Raw genomic sequence first — 17,664 nt, forward strand, 5'->3', positions numbered from 1 at the left:
CTTATCAGTCAAGTAGTGTGTTTGACGTGACATGCCGGGCCGTGTGCGTCGGCTGCGTACCCATGTCGGCCGCTGACCAAAAACCTGTTTCAGGTGCCCCAAGTGTCGGTCGCCGCGCACTATTCTTCCGACTTCGTCCGTGCAGGACGCGCCTGCGCTACAGGCGAATTTGCGACGATATCGCGAGGCTGTAGCGTATTTTATCGGCTGCGACGGCGCCTTCACGACGGTAGAATGCATCTGCCTCGAGGTTCCACGCAGGGGTCTGCCATTCCATGCGGTCGACCCCTTCGTCCAAGGCGATCCTCCTGGCTCCAGCGAACAGCAACTTCCCTATTCCCTGCCTGCGATCGTTTTGTGCGACATAGAGGCAATCGAGATGTGCGAAGCGGCGTGCCCTCCAGACGGACCAATCGAAGGTGACAGCTGCGTAGCCCAAAAGCTGACCGTCGCGGTCCGCCACGATGAAGCGAACGGGCATGCCTGGTACCGCCATGACGGCCGCGAGCGCATCAGTGCTGAGGGGAGCGACGCTCCTTTCAAAGGCCGCGTGCTCCTCGATCAACCTATGAAGGGCTGGCACCTCCTGCAGCGTCGGCTTGCGTATCAACGTCACTCTGCCTCGGCCTTTGCCAGCTCGAAGCCCTCGTCGATCCAGCCTGTCATCCCGCCTGCCATGATCTTGACCGGACGGCCGAGTTCGGCAAGACGCAGAGCCCCGCGCGCGGCGCCGTTACAGTGGGGACCGGCACAGTAGGTGACGAAGACGGTTTCCGGGGGCCACTGGTCCATCCTCGAGCGCACGATCTTGCCGTGGGGCAGGCTGATCGCGCCCGGGACATGTCCGGCAGCGAAGAGGGCGGGACTGCGAACGTCCAGCAGGACGAAATCTGGCTCATGAGCAAGCGCGCTACGAACATCCCAGCAATCGGTCTCGAACGTGAATTCGGCTGCGAAATGCTGCCGCGCCAGGTCGCTGGGGGCTGCGGCAATTGTGGTAACGGCGCTCGGCATAAATGATCTCCCTGAGGTTCTGCCGCTAGTTCGCAGGGCGGATGGTCATTTCGCAATTGGCAGGATAGACAAAGTTCATGAAGATCATGCCAAACACAACTGGTCCCCTTGTCGTTGCCCTTCTCTACGATGGTCTTTGCACCTTCGAATTCGGCATCGTGGCCGAGATTTTTGGTCTGGCACGGCCGGAAATGCCCGTCGGCTGGTACCGCTTCGCCAGTTGCGCGATCGAGGAGGGACCGCTTCGTGCGCATGGCGGCCTGAAGTTCACGCCGGAACACGGGATCGATCTTGTCGATCAGGCCGACCTGATCGTGGTGCCGGGCTGGAAAGGCGCCGACCACCCTGTTCCGCCGCAGCTGGTCGAGCGGCTCCGGCGTGCTCACGAGCGCGGCGCGCGGCTGGCTTCCATATGTTCAGGAGCGTTTGTTCTTGCCGCGACGGGACTGCTCGATGGAGCGACGGCAACGACCCATTGGCGCTACGCCGAGACGCTGGGTGACCGGTTCCCTGCCGTCGCTGTCGACAGGGCGTCCCTCTACCGCTCTCACGGCCGAATATATACGTCGGCCGGCAGCGCAGCCGGCATCGATCTGCTGATCGAAATTGTCCGGCAGGATTTTGGAGCCGATGCCGCCAATTCCGTGGCGCGGCGTCTCGTCATGCCCGCGCATCGCCTGGGCGGACAGGCACAGTATCTCGAGCGGCCTGTCCCGGCGCCCCATCAGTCGGAGGTTGCGCCGCTGCTCGACCGCATACGGGCGGATCTGGCTGGGTCATGGACTGTGTCCAGAATGGCCTCCGAATGCAGAATGAGCCTGCGCACTTTCGTCAGACGGTTTGTCGAGGCGACCGGCGTATCGCCGGGCGAGTGGGTGACCGCCGAGCGGATCGAGCAGGCCAAACGGCTTTTGATCGAACGGCGCCACGGACTCGATGAAATTGCGCTCGCCGTCGGCATGGGCTCGGTCGACACGCTGCGCCATCATTTCCGCAAACGCATGGGCATCAGCCCCAAAATATTCAGGGATCAGTTCAGTACGAAAACGGAATGAACACGGACTTGTCCCGCCTGATCGTCCCACCAGGCAAATCCCATTACTAAGGCTTCGATTTTCATTGGGGTGGTGGAGCTGAGCGGGATCGAACCGCTGACCTCGTCATTGCGAACGACGCGCTCTCCCAACTGAGCTACAGCCCCGCACCGCTCTTGTATATGGAGCCAATCGGCTCCATCGGCAAGGGGCGAGGGCCGGGTCGCTCTGGCGGAGCGGTGCATCTAGACGAGCCTGTAGGCGACGAGACTTTCGCCGGTCGCGACCAGGGCGTCCTCGGATGATATCAACGGACGGTCGAGGAGCGCAGCGGCGGCGGAGGCGTCGAGGCGCTTGGCATAGCCCAGCTCGCCGATATTGTCGCGCACGTCGCGATCGAACAGGGCGTAGAGGCGAACGGCCCAGTCGGGCATTTCCAGACGGGGGACGCGCTTATCGGGGAAGCGTGACCGCAGGATGCGCGCCGCCGCGATGAAATAGATGGGTTCGACGGCCATGGGGAAGCGCTGGCCTCCGGCAGCGGGCGCGGTCATGGCGGCGACGTGGGCGGCGGCGACATCGCGTACGTCGACCGGGGTGATGGGTATGCGCGGCGCGGCCGGCACGGACCCATCGAGCAGGCGCTTGACGAGAATGGCGGAGGTGCCGGGATCGTCATCGAGCAGCGGGCCGAAGATGGCGCCGGGATTGATCGTGACAAGATCGTTGTGGCGGCCGGCCGCGTCCATCAATTCCCAGGCCCGGCGCTCGGCGCGGGTCTTGGATTCGATATAGGCGTTGACCGGACGGCCATCGAGGCGGGTCCAGTCTGCGGCCGTAAACTGCGGCGCGTCCACCTTTTCGTGGCCATAGGCGATGGCCGCCATGGAGGAGGTGAGGACCACACGCTCCACCCCGGCAGCGAGCGCCGCCGCGAGGGCCCGCTCGGTGCCGGCGACGGCAGGGCCGATCAGCTCGTTGCGATCCTCGGGCATCTTGAGCTGGAACGGCGAGGCGGTGTGCTGGAGAAAACGCACGCCGCGCATCGCCTTTTCCCAGCCGGCATCGGCGCCCAGGTCGAGGGCGACGAAATCGAGGCGGTCGATGTCGGCCCCGGCACGCGCCAGAGTCTCGCGGACCCGGTCGGCCTTCGAGAGGGAGCGGACGGAGCCGCGTACGCGGTAGCCGGCCTCGAGCAGAGCCAGGGCGACATGGCCGCCCAGGAAGCCGGAAATGCCGGTGAGAAGTACCGTATCGGACATGGTTCACTCCTTGATTTGAACGAAATATACGAGTATCGTTCAAATAGTTCAATATGTGGAGCGTAATTTGGTGACGGGTGCATCTCCGCGACGGTCGAACAAGCGTGCGCGTGTGCTGGCTGCGGCCAGTACCCTATTCCTGCGCAACGGGATCAGGGCCACGACCATGGAAGCGATCGCCCGCGAGGCGCAGATCGCCAAGCCGACGCTTTACGCCCAGTTCGCCGACAAGCACGCGATCTTTTCGGCGCTGCTTGAACAACTTGTCGCCGACAAGCATGCCGCCTTCGATGCCGCCCTAGGTGGTGAAGGCGCCGTGACCGAACGGACGGGGCGGGCGCTGGCGGCAAAATTTGGTGTGATTTCTGCCGCCCTCGCGGGGGCCGCGCATGTCGAGGAACTGTTCGCGGCCCATTACGAAGGCGCGGCCCTGTTTGAGCGATCCAACCAGCGGATTGCCCAAAAGCTGGTCTCGGTCTTTGGAGAGGCCGGTGTCGCGGCGCCGGAGCGCCTGGCTTTTCTCGTGCTGGCGGCTGCCAAGGGCGTGGCCGAGGCAGGGATTACGGAAGCGCGCCTTGCCGATGACCTGATGCTGCTGGCCGAGCGGCTGGTAGGGCCAGAGGTAACCTAGCCGACAGGTTGTCTCGATCCTTCAACGTCGTCACCACCCGGCTCGACCGGGTGGTCCACGCGATGCCTCCAGAAGGTGGGTTGCCCGGTCAAGCCGGGCAATGACGATAGAGTGGAGGGCAAAGGGAGTTCCGACGCCTGCTAAACCTTCGCCCACGCCCCCGTCTTTTCGCTTTCAAAAATGGCGTCGATGACCCGCATCGAGGCAATGGCATCGTCAACGCCCCAGGGCAGCGGCTTGCGGCCAAGCACGGCCTGGGCGAAGGCCTCGGCCTGTTCGGTGTACTGATCGCAGGCGGGCAGGATTTCGCGCCGGGCCAGCGAGCCATCGAAGGGGGCGCCGGTATCGACCGTGATGGCGGTGCGCTCATTGGGCGGGGCGTTGAACGGAATGATGATCTCCGCCTTGCCCTTCGTGCCGAAGACCTGCACGCGCTGATGTGGCGTGGCCTGGGTGGAGCAGGTGAAGCTCAGCTGCCGTCCGCCGCCGAAATCGGCGAGGACGCTGGCCAGGCGATCGGTGCCGAAACCGGGGTCGCGCTCGACCAGGGAAACGACCCGCTCGGGTTCGCCTTCGAAGAGATAGCGCCCCGCGGTAATGGGATAGCAGCCGATATCCATGATGCCGCCACCGCCGATATCGGACTGGTTGCGCACATTGGCAGGATCGACATTGTGGTAGGTGAACACCGCGTTGATGGAGCGGATGTCGCCCAGTTCACCCGAGCGGATGATCTCGCGTATGCGCGCCCATTGCGGATGGAAGCGCACCATGAAGGCTTCGAGAACGATGATGCCGTCGGGAATGTCGCGCAACTGCTCGGCTTCGCGCGCCGACAGCGCGATCGGCTTTTCGCAGAGGACATGCTTGCCGGCCCGGGCCGCGGCCAGTGTCATGGGGACATGGAGATGGTTGGGCAGCGGATTGTAGATGGCGTCGATATCAGGATCGGCAAAAAGCTCTTCGTAGGAGCCGTGGGCCCTGGCAATGCCGAGCTGGTCGGCCGCGGCGCGGGCCTTGCCGGCGTCGCGCGAGGCGATGGCGACGACCTCGGAACTGGGCGAGCGCTGGATGGCCGGCGTGACCTTCTGCATGCCGATATTGGCGGTGGACAGGATGCCCCAACGAATTTTATCGGCCATGACGGTCTCCTCGATTGCTCCACGTGCCTACGCTTGCCAAGCGGGTCAGCGCAAGGGGTCGCGGGGAAAACCACTCACCGAGATGTCATCGGCGCCTTCCTGCAGTCTGCCTCGGTTCCGCCGCCAAACCCGTGTTAACGTGCGCTTAAGGCCCGGTGGCGGGCCGCTTGCATCCGGGGCCATCAATGCAGCTCAAGCCTAATGCCTTCCGCCTGCACGAGACCGCGCGCGGCGTCGAAACCATGAGCCGGTTCGCGCTGGCCGTGCTGGCGCTTGCGTCCGGCGTCTACACCTATCTCGGCGTGCGCGACCTTCTCGACGGGTCGGCGACGTTCGTCTTCTTTGCCGCCATCATCTATTCGGCCGCCGTGTCGGTCGCCATCTACGCGTTCTGGACCTTCATGCTGCGCTTCGTGCCACTGGTGGTGAGCGGTGCGCAGCGGGCGGCGATGTTCGTTACCATGCTGGTGGGATGCGGGATGATCATTGCCATGAGCTCCTGGCTCAACGCCGCGGCGCTGGCGGGTTCGGCAGCGCTGGAACAGCATATGGCGGTGACGCTGCAGGGCTATGCCGAGGATCTGGACAATGCCCATTCGCGGGCCCTGGCCAGCCAGAGCCTGCTGCCCGACGTCGAACGGGCCGCCGCGCGGTTCTCGACCCTGGCGCAGGACGAGCGCGAAAGCGGGGCGCTGACGGGAACGACCGGCTCGGGCAGCGTCGTGCAGCTGCTGACCCAGATGAGCACGCAGATGAACCAGCTGGCCGGCACGATCTCGGGATCGCGCGAGGAGGTCGCTGGCCTGTTCACCCAAGGGTCGGACCGCCTCGCCACCATGCGCGAGCTGGTGTCCACACCCGGAGCCATCGGCCCACGCTCGGATGCCTTCCAGGCGGAGGCCGTGCAGCTGACGGCCCTGATTGCGGCGCTGCAGCAGACCGATGTGGCAGCCTCGGTGAAGCGGGCCGCCAGCGACCTGTCGGCCGGCTTCATCGCGCCGGTGGCTGATGGCAGCGTGGGCGATCTCGCCAACCGCCAAACGCAGGTGATGGAAACGGTGCGCGTGTCGGTGGATGCCCAGTCGGCAGCCCTGACGGCGGCGGCCGACGAAATCCTCGCCACGCCGGCGGTCGAACAGCGCCGCTTCGTGCCATTGTCGTCGGCGGAAGCGGTTATTCGCTACTGGGGTGATTTCATCCCGTCCTGGGCGGGCGCGATCTCCATCGACCTCCTGCCGGTGGTGCTGGTGCTGACGCTGATGATCGTCAACGATGCGATGCGCCGCGAGGCGGAAACGCTGCAGGAGGCCGAAACCATCACGGCCGCGGAAATGCTGCGCGCCATGGCGCTTTACAAGCGCATGGAAGCGGAAGGCGGTGCGGAGGCTGCCGCCGCGCTGGCCCCGCACATTGCCGAGATCGACACGCCGCAGCCGGCGGAGGGGTCGCCCCCCCAGGAAAAACCGGCAGCCGAGGACGGGACCGTCACGCCGATCGATGCGGCGCAGCGCAAGCGGGGCGACGGACCGCGGCCGGCATGAAGAGCGACGCCAATGCCCGGGCCGATAGCGACGAGGGACCATTCTACCGGCATCTGATCGCCTCGCTCGCGCGCATCGAGGATGGCGCCATCCTGCGCTTCGCGTTTTTCGCGCTGCTCGCGGGGACGATGGGGGTGCTTTACGTCGATTACCGGGAACTCAATGCCAATGCCCCGGCCGACCTGACCTACCAGCCGCAGCCGATCCTGCCGCCGGCCTCGACCGAGGATGGCGGCGGGCGGGCGCGTCCGGATCTCACCACCGCGCCCGACGTGCTCGACGAACCGCTCAGCATCGGCCTGGGCAGCGGCGGCGTGCTGAGCCTCACCGGGACCATCGATCCCGGATCGGGGCAGCGCTTTGCCGACGAGATCGCGGCGCGTGGGGAATATGTGTCAACGGTGCTGCTGGATTCGCCGGGCGGGTCGGTCAACGATGCCCTGGAGATCGGTCGGCTGATTCTCGAAAAGGGGCTTTCGACCGAGGTGCGCGACGGCGGGCTCTGCGCGTCGTCGTGTCCGATCATTTTCGCCTCCGGCACCGAGCGGATTGCCGGGCGGGATGCGGCGATCGGCGTGCACCAGATCTATGCGGCGGCGCTCAGCGCCTCGCCCATCGACGCGTTGAGCGTGGCTGGCGTGGCCATGTCCGACGCACAGAACGTCACCGCGGAGATTACCCGGCACCTGGGAGAGGCCGGAGTGGATCCGGCACTCTGGATCCATGCGCTCGAGACGCCACCGGACCGCCTTTACTACTTCACGCCGGAGGAACTCGAGCATTATCGGCTCGTCACAGACATGCCCGATAATTGAATGATCGCAGCGGGAACCGATGGAGGATCGGCACCGTTGCGGCACAAAAAGCTAGGGAGGCCAAAAAATGACACAAGCCCATATGTTGACCCGCCACCGGGACATCCAGAACTGGGTGAACGACCGCGACGGACGGCCGGCGATCGCCCGCGTGCGCGACAGGTTCGGGGACCAGCGCGCGCAGCTCAAGCTGCGGTTTTCGCGCTGCCCGGAGGGAACCGAGGATGCGGGCATGAGCCCCTGTTCGTGGACGGCGTGGCTTGCAGAACTCGATCGCCAGCAGCTGGCGCTGCGGATCGAGCCCAGCGGCGACTGCCAGATCGTGGCGCGTCAGATCATGAACTAGAGGTGCCTTCGCGGCGTCCCTCCAGCGGCCGCCGGACATCCGCCACGGCCAGCCGGACGCAATCGCGTCCGTCGCTCTTGGCCTCGTAGAGTGCGGTATCGGCCCGGCGCATGAGGTCGGCCAGATGATCGGTGGGCATCAATTGCGCCACGCCGAACGAAGCCGTGACCGCCTGATCGAGGCCGGTGGCTGACGCGGGCATGGTGCGGAAGGCGTTGCGCACGGTTTCGGCGAAGAGTTTGCCAGTCGAAAGGTTGGCGCCCGGCAGGAGCGCGGCGAATTCCTCGCCCCCCAGGCGGGCAATAACCGAATGGGGCGCGGCGCAATTTCGCAGGACAGCGGCGAAAGCGGCGATCACCTGGTCGCCTGCGGCATGGCCGAAGCTGTCGTTGATGCTCTTGAAATGATCGAGATCGGCCACGACCATGACGGTCGGGATGCCCGAGCGGGTGGCGACCGACAGTGCGCGGTCGCCCTGTTCCTCGAAGCCACGGCGATTGAGCAGGCCTGAAAGCGTATCGGTTTCGGACTGGGTGGTGATTTCGGCCATGACATCGCGGACGATGATCAGCAGCAGCAAAAGCCCGTTGGTGATCAGCAGCAAGGCGCCCAGGGTCTGGGAATAGGCGGCGTAGTTCGATGCCAGATAGGCCTGCGGCAGCGTGCCGGAGCCGATGCCGATGGCCATGAACGGCTTGATCAGGAATTGCAGGCCCGAGGCCACGAAGAGCGCAAGGAGCGCATAGTCGAGCGCACGCTTCTGACGATGGGCGATGACGACGAAGATGCCCACGGTTTGCACCAGCGCATAGGGCAGCTGATAGAGAATGTTGCGCTCGAGCGTCGTCCGCGGCCAGTCGAGAATGGTGATATTGAGCGCCAGGGATGCGACCAGCAGCGCCAGCAGCAGGCGATATGGGGGCTTGACCCGATAGTGATGGGCGAGGCCGACGACGCCGCTGGCCAGCGCCAGAAGAAAGACCGCGAAGATGCCAAAGCTCACCAGTCGGTGGTCCTGCTGGTAGGGCAGGACGAATTCGAGCACCATGTTGAGTGCGCCGAAGCCATAGGAAAAGGCGAGCCAGCGCGCGCCGATGGCCGAGCGCCGGAGGGCCGCGACAACGCCAAAGGCGCTGGCGAACATACCGGCGACAAACAGATTTATGGCGAGCACAAAGGCAGCGGCGCTCATGAAGGCAATCCCGTCAGGTTGCCGTAATCTTATCCGCTGGCGCAGAACGAGACGTTAATGCGTGATCAGGCGGCGCGGGGTGCGACACCAAGAGCCTCGGCGATGAGCGCGAATGAGCGACGGCGTAGCGCGTAGGAGTGGATGGTGGTCGTGATCATGACCTCGTCGGCACCGGCTTCGGCGGCCTTGTGGGTGATCGCCTCGGCCATCCGCTCGGGGCTGCCCACCATCCAAAGCGCGGACTGATGTTCGATGATCTGCTGCTGCTGGGGTGAAAGCGTGTGGGCCGCGGCCTCTTCTGGCGAGGTCAGCTGGCGCTGCTCGCCGGTGAGGAAACGGGCCCAGTTGACGGCCTGCGAGGTGGCGAGAAATTTCGCTTCCTCGTCAGTGGGGGCGGTGATCACCGAGAGGCACAGGATGGTCCGGGGCTCCGGAAAATCCTCGGACGGTTGAAATGCCTCGCGATAGGCGGCGAAAGCCGGCGCGGCGGGCGTATGGCTGAAATGGGCGGCAAAGGCATAGCCGAAGCCGATCTGGCCGGCCGCTTGGGCGCTGGCACCCGAGGAGCCGAGCAGCCACTTGGGCGGCAGCCGCACGCCGCCCGGGGACACCGGGACGCGCGAGAAGGGGTGATCGGCGGGAAATCCGTCCTCGTCGAAGGCGATGAGTTCGGACAGATAGGCGGAAAATTCCTCGCCGCCGCCCGAGCGCAGCGCGCGCATGGCATAGCCGTCGCCGCCCGGTGCGCGGCCGAGGCCGAGGTCGATCCGGCCAGGATGGAGGGCTTCAAGCGTGCGGTAGGCTTCGGCGATGCGCAAGGGCGCGTGGTTCAGCAGCATGACGCCGCCCGAGCCGACGCGAATTCCCGCCGTCGCAGCCGCGGCACTGCCGATGAGAATTTCCGGCACGGACGAGGCGATCGAGGGCATGCCGTGATGCTCGGCATACCAGAGCCGCTCATAGCCCAACCGGTCCGCTTCCTGCGCCAGAAGCACGGTTTCGGTCATGGCCTGCTGGGTCGTCGTGCCCTGGGCGATGGGGGCGAGGTCCTGGAGCGAGAGCGAAAACGGGGCGGGCATGGCAAAGACTTTCGGCAATTGAATTCATCGGTAAATCACGATGATGGGGCCAAAGGTCAAGGGCCAGACGATCAAATGCGCTTGCCTTGGCCATTCAAACGGCCTTTACCGTTCGGATGATGAGGGCTGGGGCCGGGTGCTTTTTCGTGACGGCGTGGCTGTTTCGCTCTTGACCGGAGCCGTGCGACCGCGCGTTATCGGGCGCAGTTTGGGGACACAACATGCGCGCGCGACTTTTGTCCGGTCTGCTGCTCACCGTCATCGCATCATCCTGTGCCGTGCTTCCGGCCGTTGCACAGGACTTCGGCATTTCAGAAGTGCGTGGCGGCATTTTCGCCCATAGCGCCGACGAGCCGGGCGCGCTGTTCGGGGTGTTCAATACCTCGCGCATTCAGGACCTCAATGTCGAAATGCTGTTCGACACGCCGACCCTGACCGAATGGGTCAGCTGGGGCGAGGTGCGGCCACATCTGGGGGCTACGGTCAATTTCGGCGGGCTCGAGAGCATGATCTATGCCGGTGTCAGCTGGACGGTGCCGGTCTTTGACAGCCCGGTCTTCGTCGAAGCCAGCTTTGGCGGCGCGGTGCACAATGGCGCGGCGCTGGTGGCGACCTATCCCGCCCGCAATCTCGGATGCTCGGTGCTGTTCCGCGAATCCGCCAGCATCGGCGTCAAGGTGAGCGATACCGCATCGGTCATGGCGACGGTTGAACACGCGTCCAACGCCAATCTCTGCGCCGACAATCGGGGTCTCACCAACCTCGGCATCCGCTTCGGCTGGACGTTCTAGGCATCGTCCCTTAGCCCACAGGCTGGCTCAGGCCGCCTGTCCGGCGGACCAGCCCGAGGCCCAGGCCCACTGGAAATTGTAGCCGCCCAGCCAGCCGGTGACGTCGACCGCCTCGCCCACGAAGAAAAGTCCGGGCACCGATCGGGCCATCATGGTCTTGGCGTCGAGGCCGGTGGTGTCGATGCCGCCCAACGTCACTTCGGCCGTGCGATAGCCTTCGGATCCGACCGGCTTGAGGGTCCAGCGCTGCACCTGCTCGGCAACCGCCATCAGCTTCCTGTCGGAAAAATCGCCGATCATGCCGGGCATGTCGATGATATCGCCCAATAGCTGCGCCAGCCGCTTGGGCAGGCGTTCGGACAACACGGTCTGGACGTGCAGCCTGGGCGTTGCCTTGCGCGCCTCGCGCAGCATGTCGAGGGCATCCTGGCCGGGCAGAAGGTCCACCGTGATCGCATCGCCCTCGCGCCAATAGGAGGAAATCTGCAGGATCGACGGGCCGGAAAGGCCGCGATGGGTAAACAGCAGCGCTTCCTCGAACCCGGTCTTGCCGTGGCGGACGATGGCATTGGTGGAGACACCGGCCAAGGGCTTGAGCAGTTCGAGCGCGCCCGGCTCGAAGGTGAGCGGAACGAGAGCGGGCCGGGTATCGGTGACAGTGAGCCCGAACTGGCGCGCGATGTCGTAGGCGAGACCAGTCGCGCCCATCTTGGGGATGGACTTGCCGCCCGTCGCGACCACGAGGCTCGATGTCGTCACCCGGCCGTCGCCGACCATGACGTCGAACCCGTCGTCGGTTTTTTCGATCGAGCCGACCTGCCGGCCGGTCCAGATCGCGGCCCCTGCGGCTCGGAGGTCGTTGGTGAGCATGGACACGATCTGCGTTGCCGGACCGTCACAGAAAAGCTGGCCCAGGGTCTTCTCGTGGAAGGCGATGCCCTGCTTCCTGACCCGCTCGATGAACATGTCGGGCGTGTAGCGCGACAGGGCCGACAGGGCGAAGCGGGGGTTGTTGCTGAGGAAACGGTCGCGGCCCGCGGTGTGTGTGGCGTTCACATTGGTAAAGTTGCAGCGGCCGCCGCCCGAAATGCGGATTTTCTCGCCAGGATCGCGGGCGTGATCGACAACCAGCACCTTGCGACCGCGCTTGCCAGCTTCGATACCGGCCATCATGCCTGCGGCCCCGGCACCCAGGATGATCACGTCGAAGTCTGGCATGTTTTTATCCTTGTCTTTCTGCACCTCTCCCTTTCGGGGGAGAGGTCGGCGCGCAGCGCCGGGTGAGGAGCCAGAATGGAGGCGTATGCCAAAAGGCGCCCCTCACCCCAACCCTCTCCCCCAAAGGAAGAGGGGGCGCAAGAGCCAAAGCGCTGCGGCCAAGACAGCCGCAATCGGCATTGACTCTTTCCTATATCAGAGTATGAGAAGTCCTGCTCTCTGATAGGAAGCATAGTTCGTCATGCGCTGCCGCAGCACTTTTGCCGCTCTTGCCACCACCCGGCTCCCCGCCGGGGGCATGCTCGCCATGACCAAAACCACCAAAACCGCCTGACGCTTTTCCCCGGGTCGCTCTCCCGACGGGGAGAGGCTCAAAGACAAGACCGCGATGGATAAAGACCATTGCGCGGGGGCGGAAATGGCAAGGGACCGGAGTTCCAAATGGGTTATCGCGTCGCAGTCGTCGGTGCCACAGGCAATGTGGGCCGCGAAGTTCTCAACATCCTGGCCGAGCGCAAGTTTCCGGCCGACGAGGTCTTCGCGCTGGCCTCCTCGCGTTCCATCGGCAAGGAACTGTCCTACGGCGACAAGATCCTCAAGACCAAGGACCTGCAGCATTTCGATTTTTCGAGCGTCGACTTCGCCATCATGTCGGCCGGCGGCTCGATCTCCAAGGATTGGGCCCCCCGCATCGCAGCGGCCGGCGCCATCGTCATCGATAACTCGTCCTATTGGCGCTATCACTCCGACGTGCCGCTCGTGGTGCCGGAAGTGAACGGCCACGTGCTCGAGCGCTGGCTCGCCGACGAGAAGCGCACCGGCATCATCGCCAATCCCAACTGTTCGACCGCACAGCTGGTGGTGGCGCTCAAGCCGTTGCACGATCATGCCAGGATCACGCGCGCCGTGGTCTCGACCTACCAATCCGTTTCCGGCGCCGGCAAGGAAGGCGTGGACGAGCTGTGGAACCAGACCAAGGGCATTTTCGTCAACGACAGCCCGACACCCCAGAAGTTCACCAAGCAGATCGCCTTCAACGTCATCCCGCATATCGATGTGTTCATGGAAGACGGCTACACCAAGGAAGAATGGAAGGTGCTTGCCGAAACCAAGAAGATCCTCGATCCCAAGATCAAGGTCACCTGCACGGCGGTACGCGTGCCTGTCTTCGTGGGCCATTCGGAAGCGGTGAACCTGGAATTCGCCAACCCCATCAGCGCCGACGAGGCCCGTGACATCCTGCGCGAAGCGCCGGGCATTTCGGTGCTCGACAAGCGCGAGGCCGGTGGCTACGCGACGCCCGTGGAAACGGTTGGCGAATACGACACCTATGTCAGCCGCATCCGTGAAGACGTTACGGTGGAAAATGGCCTCGCCATGTGGGTTGTCTCGGACAACCTGCGCAAGGGCGCGGCCCTCAACACCATCCAGATCGCCGAGACGCTGATCGAGAAGGGCTACAAGGCCCGCGCCCTGGCGGCTTGATGCGCTTGGGGCCCACAGTCTCGGTGTGAGATCGGGCCCATCAGCACGCACAGGTGTCATCCCGGCCCTCGCCGGGGTGACATCGACGTTGGATCGTCATAGGGCCTTCAAGGGTCTGCGGCCCAGCGCGGTACTTGCCGCCCCCACTGATCGTTGCAGGGGCGCTTTGCCGATTTCCGCTCTTGAGGGGCGCGCGGTCCGGGCGTAGAAGCAGGGCGTACCGGACGTTACTCCCATGCCCTTGCGCGATCTCCTGCTTGTTCTTCTTGTCGTGGCCACCTGGGGCATCAACTTCGTCTTCATCCGCTGGGGTGTGGAAGAAGTGCCGCCGCTGTTCATGACCGGCCTGCGCTATGTCGCGGCGGCCCTGCCAGCAGTGTTTTTCGTCCGCCGGCCCAATGTGCCGCTGGGGACGTTGCTCGCCTATGGTTTTGCCATCGGCGTCGCCCAGTTCGGCCTCCTGTTCATGGCCATCAGCCTCGGCATGCCGTCAGGACTGGCGTCGCTGGTCATGCAACTGCAGGCGTTCTTCACTTTTGCCCTGGCCTTCGTGTTCCTGGGCGAGCGGATCAACCGCTTCCAGCTCTTGGGCGCAATCATTGCCTTTGGGGGCATTGCCGTCATCGCGCTGGAGCGGCTGGAGTTTCACGTCCTGCTGCCGCTGCTGATGTGCGTGGCCTCGGCGTTTTTCTGGGGCCTGTCCAATATCGTCATCAAGAAGGCCGGGCGGATCGACATGTTCAGCTTCGTTGTGTGGTCGAGCCTTGTGCCGCCGCTGCCACTGTTTGCGCTTTCCTTCATGATCGAGGGGTTCGGCGCAGTGGCGGAAGGGCTCACCGGCATCACCGGGCTGGGTGTCGCCTCGATCGCCTTCAATGGCTATGCGGCAACGCTGGTCGGCTTCGGGCTCTGGAGCGCCTTGCTCAGCCGTTATCCGGCCAGCACGATTGCGCCCTTTTCGCTGCTGGTGCCGGTGGCCGGCATGATCAGCGCGGCCGTGCTGCTGGGCGAGATCATCACCGGACTGGAAGCGTGGGGGAGCGCGCTGGTGTTCGCCGGGCTCATGGTCAATGTCTTCGGCCCCCGTCTCCTTGCCCGGGCGAGGGGCGCCTGATGCCCATCCGCCATATCCTTCTGGCGCTGCTGGTCGTCGCCATCTGGGGCTTCAACTTCGTCGTCATCAAATTGAGCGTCGAAGCCATGCCGCCGATCTTGGCAGCAGCGCTGCGGTTCACTGCCGCCGCCCTCCCTGCCGTGCTGTTCATTCGGCCGCCCAGGGCGCCGGCCTGGATCGTCATCGGATTCGGGCTCAGCTTCGGCTTCGCGCTTTATGGCTTTCTCAATCTCGGCCTGGCCTGGGGCATGCCGGCGGGCCTCAGTTCGCTGGTGCTGCAGACGCAGGCCTTTTTCACCATGGTGATGGCCTTCGTGCTGCTGGGCGAGCGCCCGAGCCGCTTCCAGGTGATCGGCGCCGCGATCGCCTTTGGCGGCATTGCCGTGATCGCAGCCGAGCGGCTGGAAATGACCAACCTGCTGCCGCTGCTGCTCGTCATCCTTGCCGCCATCAGCTGGGGCCTCGCCAATGTGCTGACCAAGAAGGCCGGCACGGTCAATGCCGTGTCGTTCACGGTCTGGGGCGCGCTGGCCGCGCCATTGCCGCTGTTCGGCCTGTCATTGCTGATCGAGGGGTGGCCGGCCATCGCGGCGGCACTGACGACATTTTCGTGGAGCGATGCGGCGCTGATCGCTTTTCTCGCCTATCCCGCGACCCTTCTGGGTGGCGCCATCTGGAGCTGGCTGCTGGGGCGGCATCCGGCGTCGGTGGTCGCGCCGTTCACGCTCCTCGTGCCGATCACCGGGCTGGCGTCAGGCTATCTGGTGCTGGGCGAAACCATCACCGGCATCGAAGTGGTCGGTGGGCTGCTGGTGATCTGCGGGCTGGTCGTGACCTTGCGCAAGGCGCGCAAGAGCGAACCGCCGATCCGGCTGGACTAAGCGGAAAAGAGAAGGCCGCCCGAAGGGGCGGCCTTTGCGAATTAGTTGGTATTGAGCAGGGATGTGCCTGCATCGCCCGATGGGGCCGGTTCGGGCGCGGGGGCAGGGGCCATGCCATCGAGTGGCGCCGGCGCCATAGCGCCACCGTCCATCGGGGCGGGGGCGAGGGTCGCGGGCTGGAGGCCGTTGAGCTCTTCGGCATTGAGACCGCCGCTGCCGTCAAGGTCTGCAGCAGCGAACTGTTCCTGGGTCAGGTCCGGCCAGACGGCCTGCAACTCGACGAAGCTCAGCTCGCCATTGCCGTCGGTATCGACGTCAGCAAAGTTGAGCGGCGCCTGGGCCAGGGCGGGGACCGAAAGGGCGGCGAGGGCCGCAAGGCCCAGAACAAACTTTTTCATGCAAAAACTCCAGATCGGGGTGTCTTCACCCCATCATAAAAACAGCCGCAGCCACCCCGGGGGGAGTTGGGGTGGCTGGCTGGGCTGCCCCCTAAGGAAGTCGAGCATCCGGCGCTCTAGGGCACGCCGGGAGGGGCGCTCAAGGGGGCGGTGCCGCCCTTACTGGGCAGCGGGAGCCGCGGAAGCAGCGACAAGGGCGTCGTATTCTTCAGCGGACAGTTCACCATTGCCGTCGGTGTCGGCAGCGGTAAATGCCTCTTCGGTCAGATCAGGCCATGCCACCTGTGCTTCGGCGAAGGACACGCCGCCGCTGGCATCGGTATCCACCGAAGCGAAGTCGGTGGCAGCCTGGGCCATGGCGGCAGTGGACAGACCAAGAGCGAACAGAGTGGTCAGAACGATCTTCTTCATGGGATTTTGCTCCATGTTGACTTTGGGAGGTTTCGGCAAGGGAGGATCCTTTGCCGACGGGTCGCTCTCCGGCGGCCCGTGACCAAGACAATCGCGGCGCTTTGTGGCTCGTGCTGGTCCGCAGATGGGCGCGTTTGGACAAATCTCGGGACTATTTTCGGGCGCTGGCAACACGTTGAAAACAAACATGTCTCAAATCACGGATCGGTGAACACCACGTCTTGCGATGCATCCGCTCACGGGTGAGTGATGTGTTTGGGGCAGCGTTCGTACAAGTTTGCGGCCAAACCGGGCGCCCGAAATATAAGCTGTGACTATAGTTGCTTATAAAAGCAATCACTCCGGACGATGCCGGGGTGATGGAAGTCTTTCTGCAATAATCAGATGTCGATCAAAACGTCGGGCGGATAAAATCGCCGCTTTGATCCATGATCCACAGTTCGCCCGTCGAGATATCGAACCAGGCGCCGTGCACGGCGAGCTTTCCTTCCGCTTCAAGTGCCGCGACATAGGGAAAGGTGCGCAGGTTGCGGATGGAATTGCGGATGGAGATGCGTTCGAGCGCCGTCTGCTGCTCGCTGGCAGTCATCATCTTGTTGGTGCCAAGCTGGCCGGGCAGTTCGCCGAGCATGCTCATCCACTTGCCGATGAAGTCGCCCTCGTCGAGGGGGCTGTAATCGGGGTTGAGCGCCGCCTTGATGCCACCGCAGCGCCCGTGGCCCATGATGACGATGTTCGCGATGTTGAGACCCTTGATGGCGAATTCGATCGCCGCCGAGGTGCCGTGCTGGCCGCCGTCCGGCTGGTAGGTCGGGACCAGGTTGGCGACGTTGCGCAGCACGAAGGCTTCGCCGGGGCCGCAGTCGAAGATCATTTCCGGCGCCGCGCGGCTGTCGCAGCAGGCGATGATCATCGTTGAGGGGGTCTGGCCGATTTCCGCGAGGTCGCGGATGCGTTCCTTCTCCCGGGCGTAACGCCCGGCCATGAAGTTGGCGTGGCCGTCGAGCAGGTGCTGAGGAAAGTTGTGCATGCAACTCGATTAGCTGTAAGAGGCGACAAGATCAATCACCGGCAGATGCATGCCGGGACATGGGGGACATGCATGCTGATCTATCGTTTCCTCACCGGCGAGGACGACAGCGCCTTTTGCCACAAGGTCACCAAGGCGCTTTCGGAGGGATGGCAGCTGCATGGCGGCCCGACCTATGCCTATGACGCGGTGAGCAAGAAGATGCGCTGCGGCCAGGCGGTCACCCGCATCGCCCGGGACCAGCCCTACGATCCCGACAAGAAACTGATCGACTTCTGAG

20 protein-coding genes and 1 tRNA gene are annotated in these 17,664 nt (G+C 64.4%); 10 read left to right on the plus strand and 11 right to left on the minus strand.

Going from position 1 to position 17,664, the window contains the following annotated elements:
- Positions 1-157: 157 nt before the first annotated feature.
- Both CCK88_RS16830 and CCK88_RS16835 read right to left on the minus strand, forming a co-directional pair.
- Positions 158-616, minus strand: coding sequence for a GNAT family N-acetyltransferase (locus CCK88_RS16830; protein ID WP_140049029.1), 459 nt, complete (start codon positions 614-616; stop codon positions 158-160).
- Entirely contained in the window at positions 613-1,014 is a 402-nt protein-coding gene (locus tag CCK88_RS16835) for a rhodanese-like domain-containing protein (protein WP_086471724.1), read from the minus strand. Before CCK88_RS16835 ends, CCK88_RS16830 begins: the two co-directional genes overlap by 4 nt.
- 86 nt (positions 1,015-1,100) lie before the next feature.
- On the opposite strand from CCK88_RS16835, the gene ftrA reads away from it, so the two are divergent.
- Entirely contained in the window at positions 1,101-2,069 is a 969-nt protein-coding gene (ftrA, locus tag CCK88_RS16840; RefSeq protein ID WP_086472018.1) for a transcriptional regulator FtrA, read from the plus strand.
- A 70-nt stretch (positions 2,070-2,139) separates the two neighbouring features.
- Here the strand turns inward: ftrA and CCK88_RS16845 are convergent.
- Together CCK88_RS16845 and CCK88_RS16850 are read right to left on the minus strand one after the other, a co-directional pair.
- Positions 2,140-2,215, minus strand: a tRNA-Ala gene (locus CCK88_RS16845).
- A gap of 78 nt (positions 2,216-2,293) precedes the next feature.
- Entirely contained in the window at positions 2,294-3,310 is a 1,017-nt protein-coding gene (locus CCK88_RS16850; protein WP_086471725.1) for an NAD-dependent epimerase/dehydratase family protein, read from the minus strand.
- A 70-nt stretch (positions 3,311-3,380) separates the two neighbouring features.
- On the opposite strand from CCK88_RS16850, the gene CCK88_RS16855 reads away from it, so the two are divergent.
- Complete coding sequence (locus CCK88_RS16855; RefSeq protein ID WP_170926537.1) at positions 3,381-3,941, plus strand: TetR/AcrR family transcriptional regulator; 561 nt, start codon at positions 3,381-3,383, stop codon at positions 3,939-3,941.
- Between the two features lie 140 nt (positions 3,942-4,081).
- Here the strand turns inward: CCK88_RS16855 and CCK88_RS16860 are convergent, their stop codons facing one another.
- Positions 4,082-5,083 carry a Gfo/Idh/MocA family protein gene (locus CCK88_RS16860; RefSeq protein WP_086471727.1) on the minus strand — a complete coding sequence of 334 codons (1,002 nt, stop codon included), beginning with the start codon at positions 5,081-5,083 and terminating at the stop codon, positions 4,082-4,084.
- A gap of 185 nt (positions 5,084-5,268) precedes the next feature.
- Here CCK88_RS16860 and CCK88_RS16865 point away from each other — a divergent pair, with 185 nt between their 5' ends.
- The 3 genes from CCK88_RS16865 to CCK88_RS16875 all read left to right on the plus strand — a co-directional run bounded on the left by CCK88_RS16865 (position 5,269) and on the right by CCK88_RS16875 (position 7,785).
- A complete protein-coding gene (locus CCK88_RS16865; protein WP_086471728.1) occupies positions 5,269-6,624 on the plus strand; it encodes a hypothetical protein in 1,356 nt (451 codons plus the stop codon).
- Positions 6,621-7,439: a COG3904 family protein gene (locus CCK88_RS16870; RefSeq protein WP_244557573.1), complete on the plus strand. Its 819-nt coding sequence runs from the start codon at positions 6,621-6,623 to the stop codon at positions 7,437-7,439. The genes CCK88_RS16865 and CCK88_RS16870 overlap by 4 nt, the downstream gene beginning before the upstream one ends.
- A 67-nt stretch (positions 7,440-7,506) precedes the next feature.
- Positions 7,507-7,785: a hypothetical protein gene (locus CCK88_RS16875; RefSeq protein ID WP_140049030.1), complete on the plus strand. Its 279-nt coding sequence runs from the start codon at positions 7,507-7,509 to the stop codon at positions 7,783-7,785.
- On the opposite strand, the gene CCK88_RS16880 is transcribed toward CCK88_RS16875, so the two are convergent.
- Together CCK88_RS16880 and CCK88_RS16885 are read right to left on the minus strand one after the other, a co-directional pair.
- Entirely contained in the window at positions 7,775-8,977 is a 1,203-nt protein-coding gene (locus CCK88_RS16880; protein WP_086471730.1) for a GGDEF domain-containing protein, read from the minus strand. The two genes, CCK88_RS16875 and CCK88_RS16880, sit on opposite strands and share 11 nt — an antisense overlap.
- 65 nt (positions 8,978-9,042) lie before the next feature.
- Complete coding sequence (locus CCK88_RS16885) at positions 9,043-10,056, minus strand: LLM class flavin-dependent oxidoreductase (protein WP_086471731.1); 1,014 nt, start codon at positions 10,054-10,056, stop codon at positions 9,043-9,045.
- Positions 10,057-10,277: 221 nt separating this feature from the next.
- On the opposite strand from CCK88_RS16885, the gene CCK88_RS16890 reads away from it, so the two are divergent.
- The gene (locus CCK88_RS16890) at positions 10,278-10,847 is read left to right on the plus strand and encodes an acyloxyacyl hydrolase (protein WP_086471732.1); all 570 of its coding nucleotides are present in this window, start codon (positions 10,278-10,280) and stop codon (positions 10,845-10,847) included.
- Positions 10,848-10,874: 27 nt separating this feature from the next.
- Here CCK88_RS16890 and CCK88_RS16895 read toward each other — a convergent pair whose 3' ends face one another.
- A complete protein-coding gene (locus CCK88_RS16895) occupies positions 10,875-12,065 on the minus strand; it encodes a BaiN/RdsA family NAD(P)/FAD-dependent oxidoreductase (RefSeq protein WP_086472020.1) in 1,191 nt (396 codons plus the stop codon).
- 441 nt (positions 12,066-12,506) lie between these two features.
- Between CCK88_RS16895 and CCK88_RS16900 the strand changes: the two genes are divergently transcribed.
- The 3 genes from CCK88_RS16900 (at position 12,507) to CCK88_RS16910 (ending at position 15,545) form a co-directional block, all read left to right on the plus strand.
- Positions 12,507-13,550 carry an aspartate-semialdehyde dehydrogenase gene (locus tag CCK88_RS16900; protein WP_086471733.1) on the plus strand — a complete coding sequence of 348 codons (1,044 nt, stop codon included), beginning with the start codon at positions 12,507-12,509 and terminating at the stop codon, positions 13,548-13,550.
- 235 nt (positions 13,551-13,785) lie between these two features.
- The gene (locus CCK88_RS16905; RefSeq protein ID WP_086471734.1) at positions 13,786-14,664 is read left to right on the plus strand and encodes an EamA family transporter; all 879 of its coding nucleotides are present in this window, start codon (positions 13,786-13,788) and stop codon (positions 14,662-14,664) included.
- Positions 14,664-15,545, plus strand: a complete 882-nt coding sequence (locus CCK88_RS16910; RefSeq protein ID WP_086471735.1) for an EamA family transporter — start codon at positions 14,664-14,666, stop codon at positions 15,543-15,545. The genes CCK88_RS16905 and CCK88_RS16910 overlap by 1 nt, the downstream gene beginning before the upstream one ends.
- Before the next feature lie 41 nt (positions 15,546-15,586).
- On the opposite strand, the gene CCK88_RS18575 is transcribed toward CCK88_RS16910, so the two are convergent.
- The 3 genes from CCK88_RS18575 to CCK88_RS16925 form a co-directional block, all read right to left on the minus strand.
- Positions 15,587-15,943 (minus strand): EF-hand domain-containing protein, encoded by a 357-nt coding sequence (locus CCK88_RS18575; protein ID WP_140049031.1) that lies wholly within the window; start codon positions 15,941-15,943, stop codon positions 15,587-15,589.
- Between the two features lie 159 nt (positions 15,944-16,102).
- Entirely contained in the window at positions 16,103-16,354 is a 252-nt protein-coding gene (locus tag CCK88_RS16920; protein ID WP_086472021.1) for an EF-hand domain-containing protein, read from the minus strand.
- A gap of 391 nt (positions 16,355-16,745) precedes the next feature.
- Positions 16,746-17,384 carry a carbonic anhydrase gene (locus tag CCK88_RS16925; protein ID WP_086471736.1) on the minus strand — a complete coding sequence of 213 codons (639 nt, stop codon included), beginning with the start codon at positions 17,382-17,384 and terminating at the stop codon, positions 16,746-16,748.
- A 72-nt stretch (positions 17,385-17,456) separates the two neighbouring features.
- Between CCK88_RS16925 and CCK88_RS16930 the strand changes: the two genes are divergently transcribed.
- On the plus strand, positions 17,457-17,663 hold the full coding sequence (locus CCK88_RS16930) for a DUF1737 domain-containing protein (protein ID WP_086471737.1): 207 nt from the start codon (positions 17,457-17,459) through the stop codon (positions 17,661-17,663).
- Position 17,664 lies beyond the last annotated feature (1 nt).

Source organism: Devosia lucknowensis (assembly GCF_900177655.1).
In the GTDB taxonomy this organism is placed as follows: domain Bacteria; phylum Pseudomonadota; class Alphaproteobacteria; order Rhizobiales; family Devosiaceae; genus Devosia; species Devosia lucknowensis.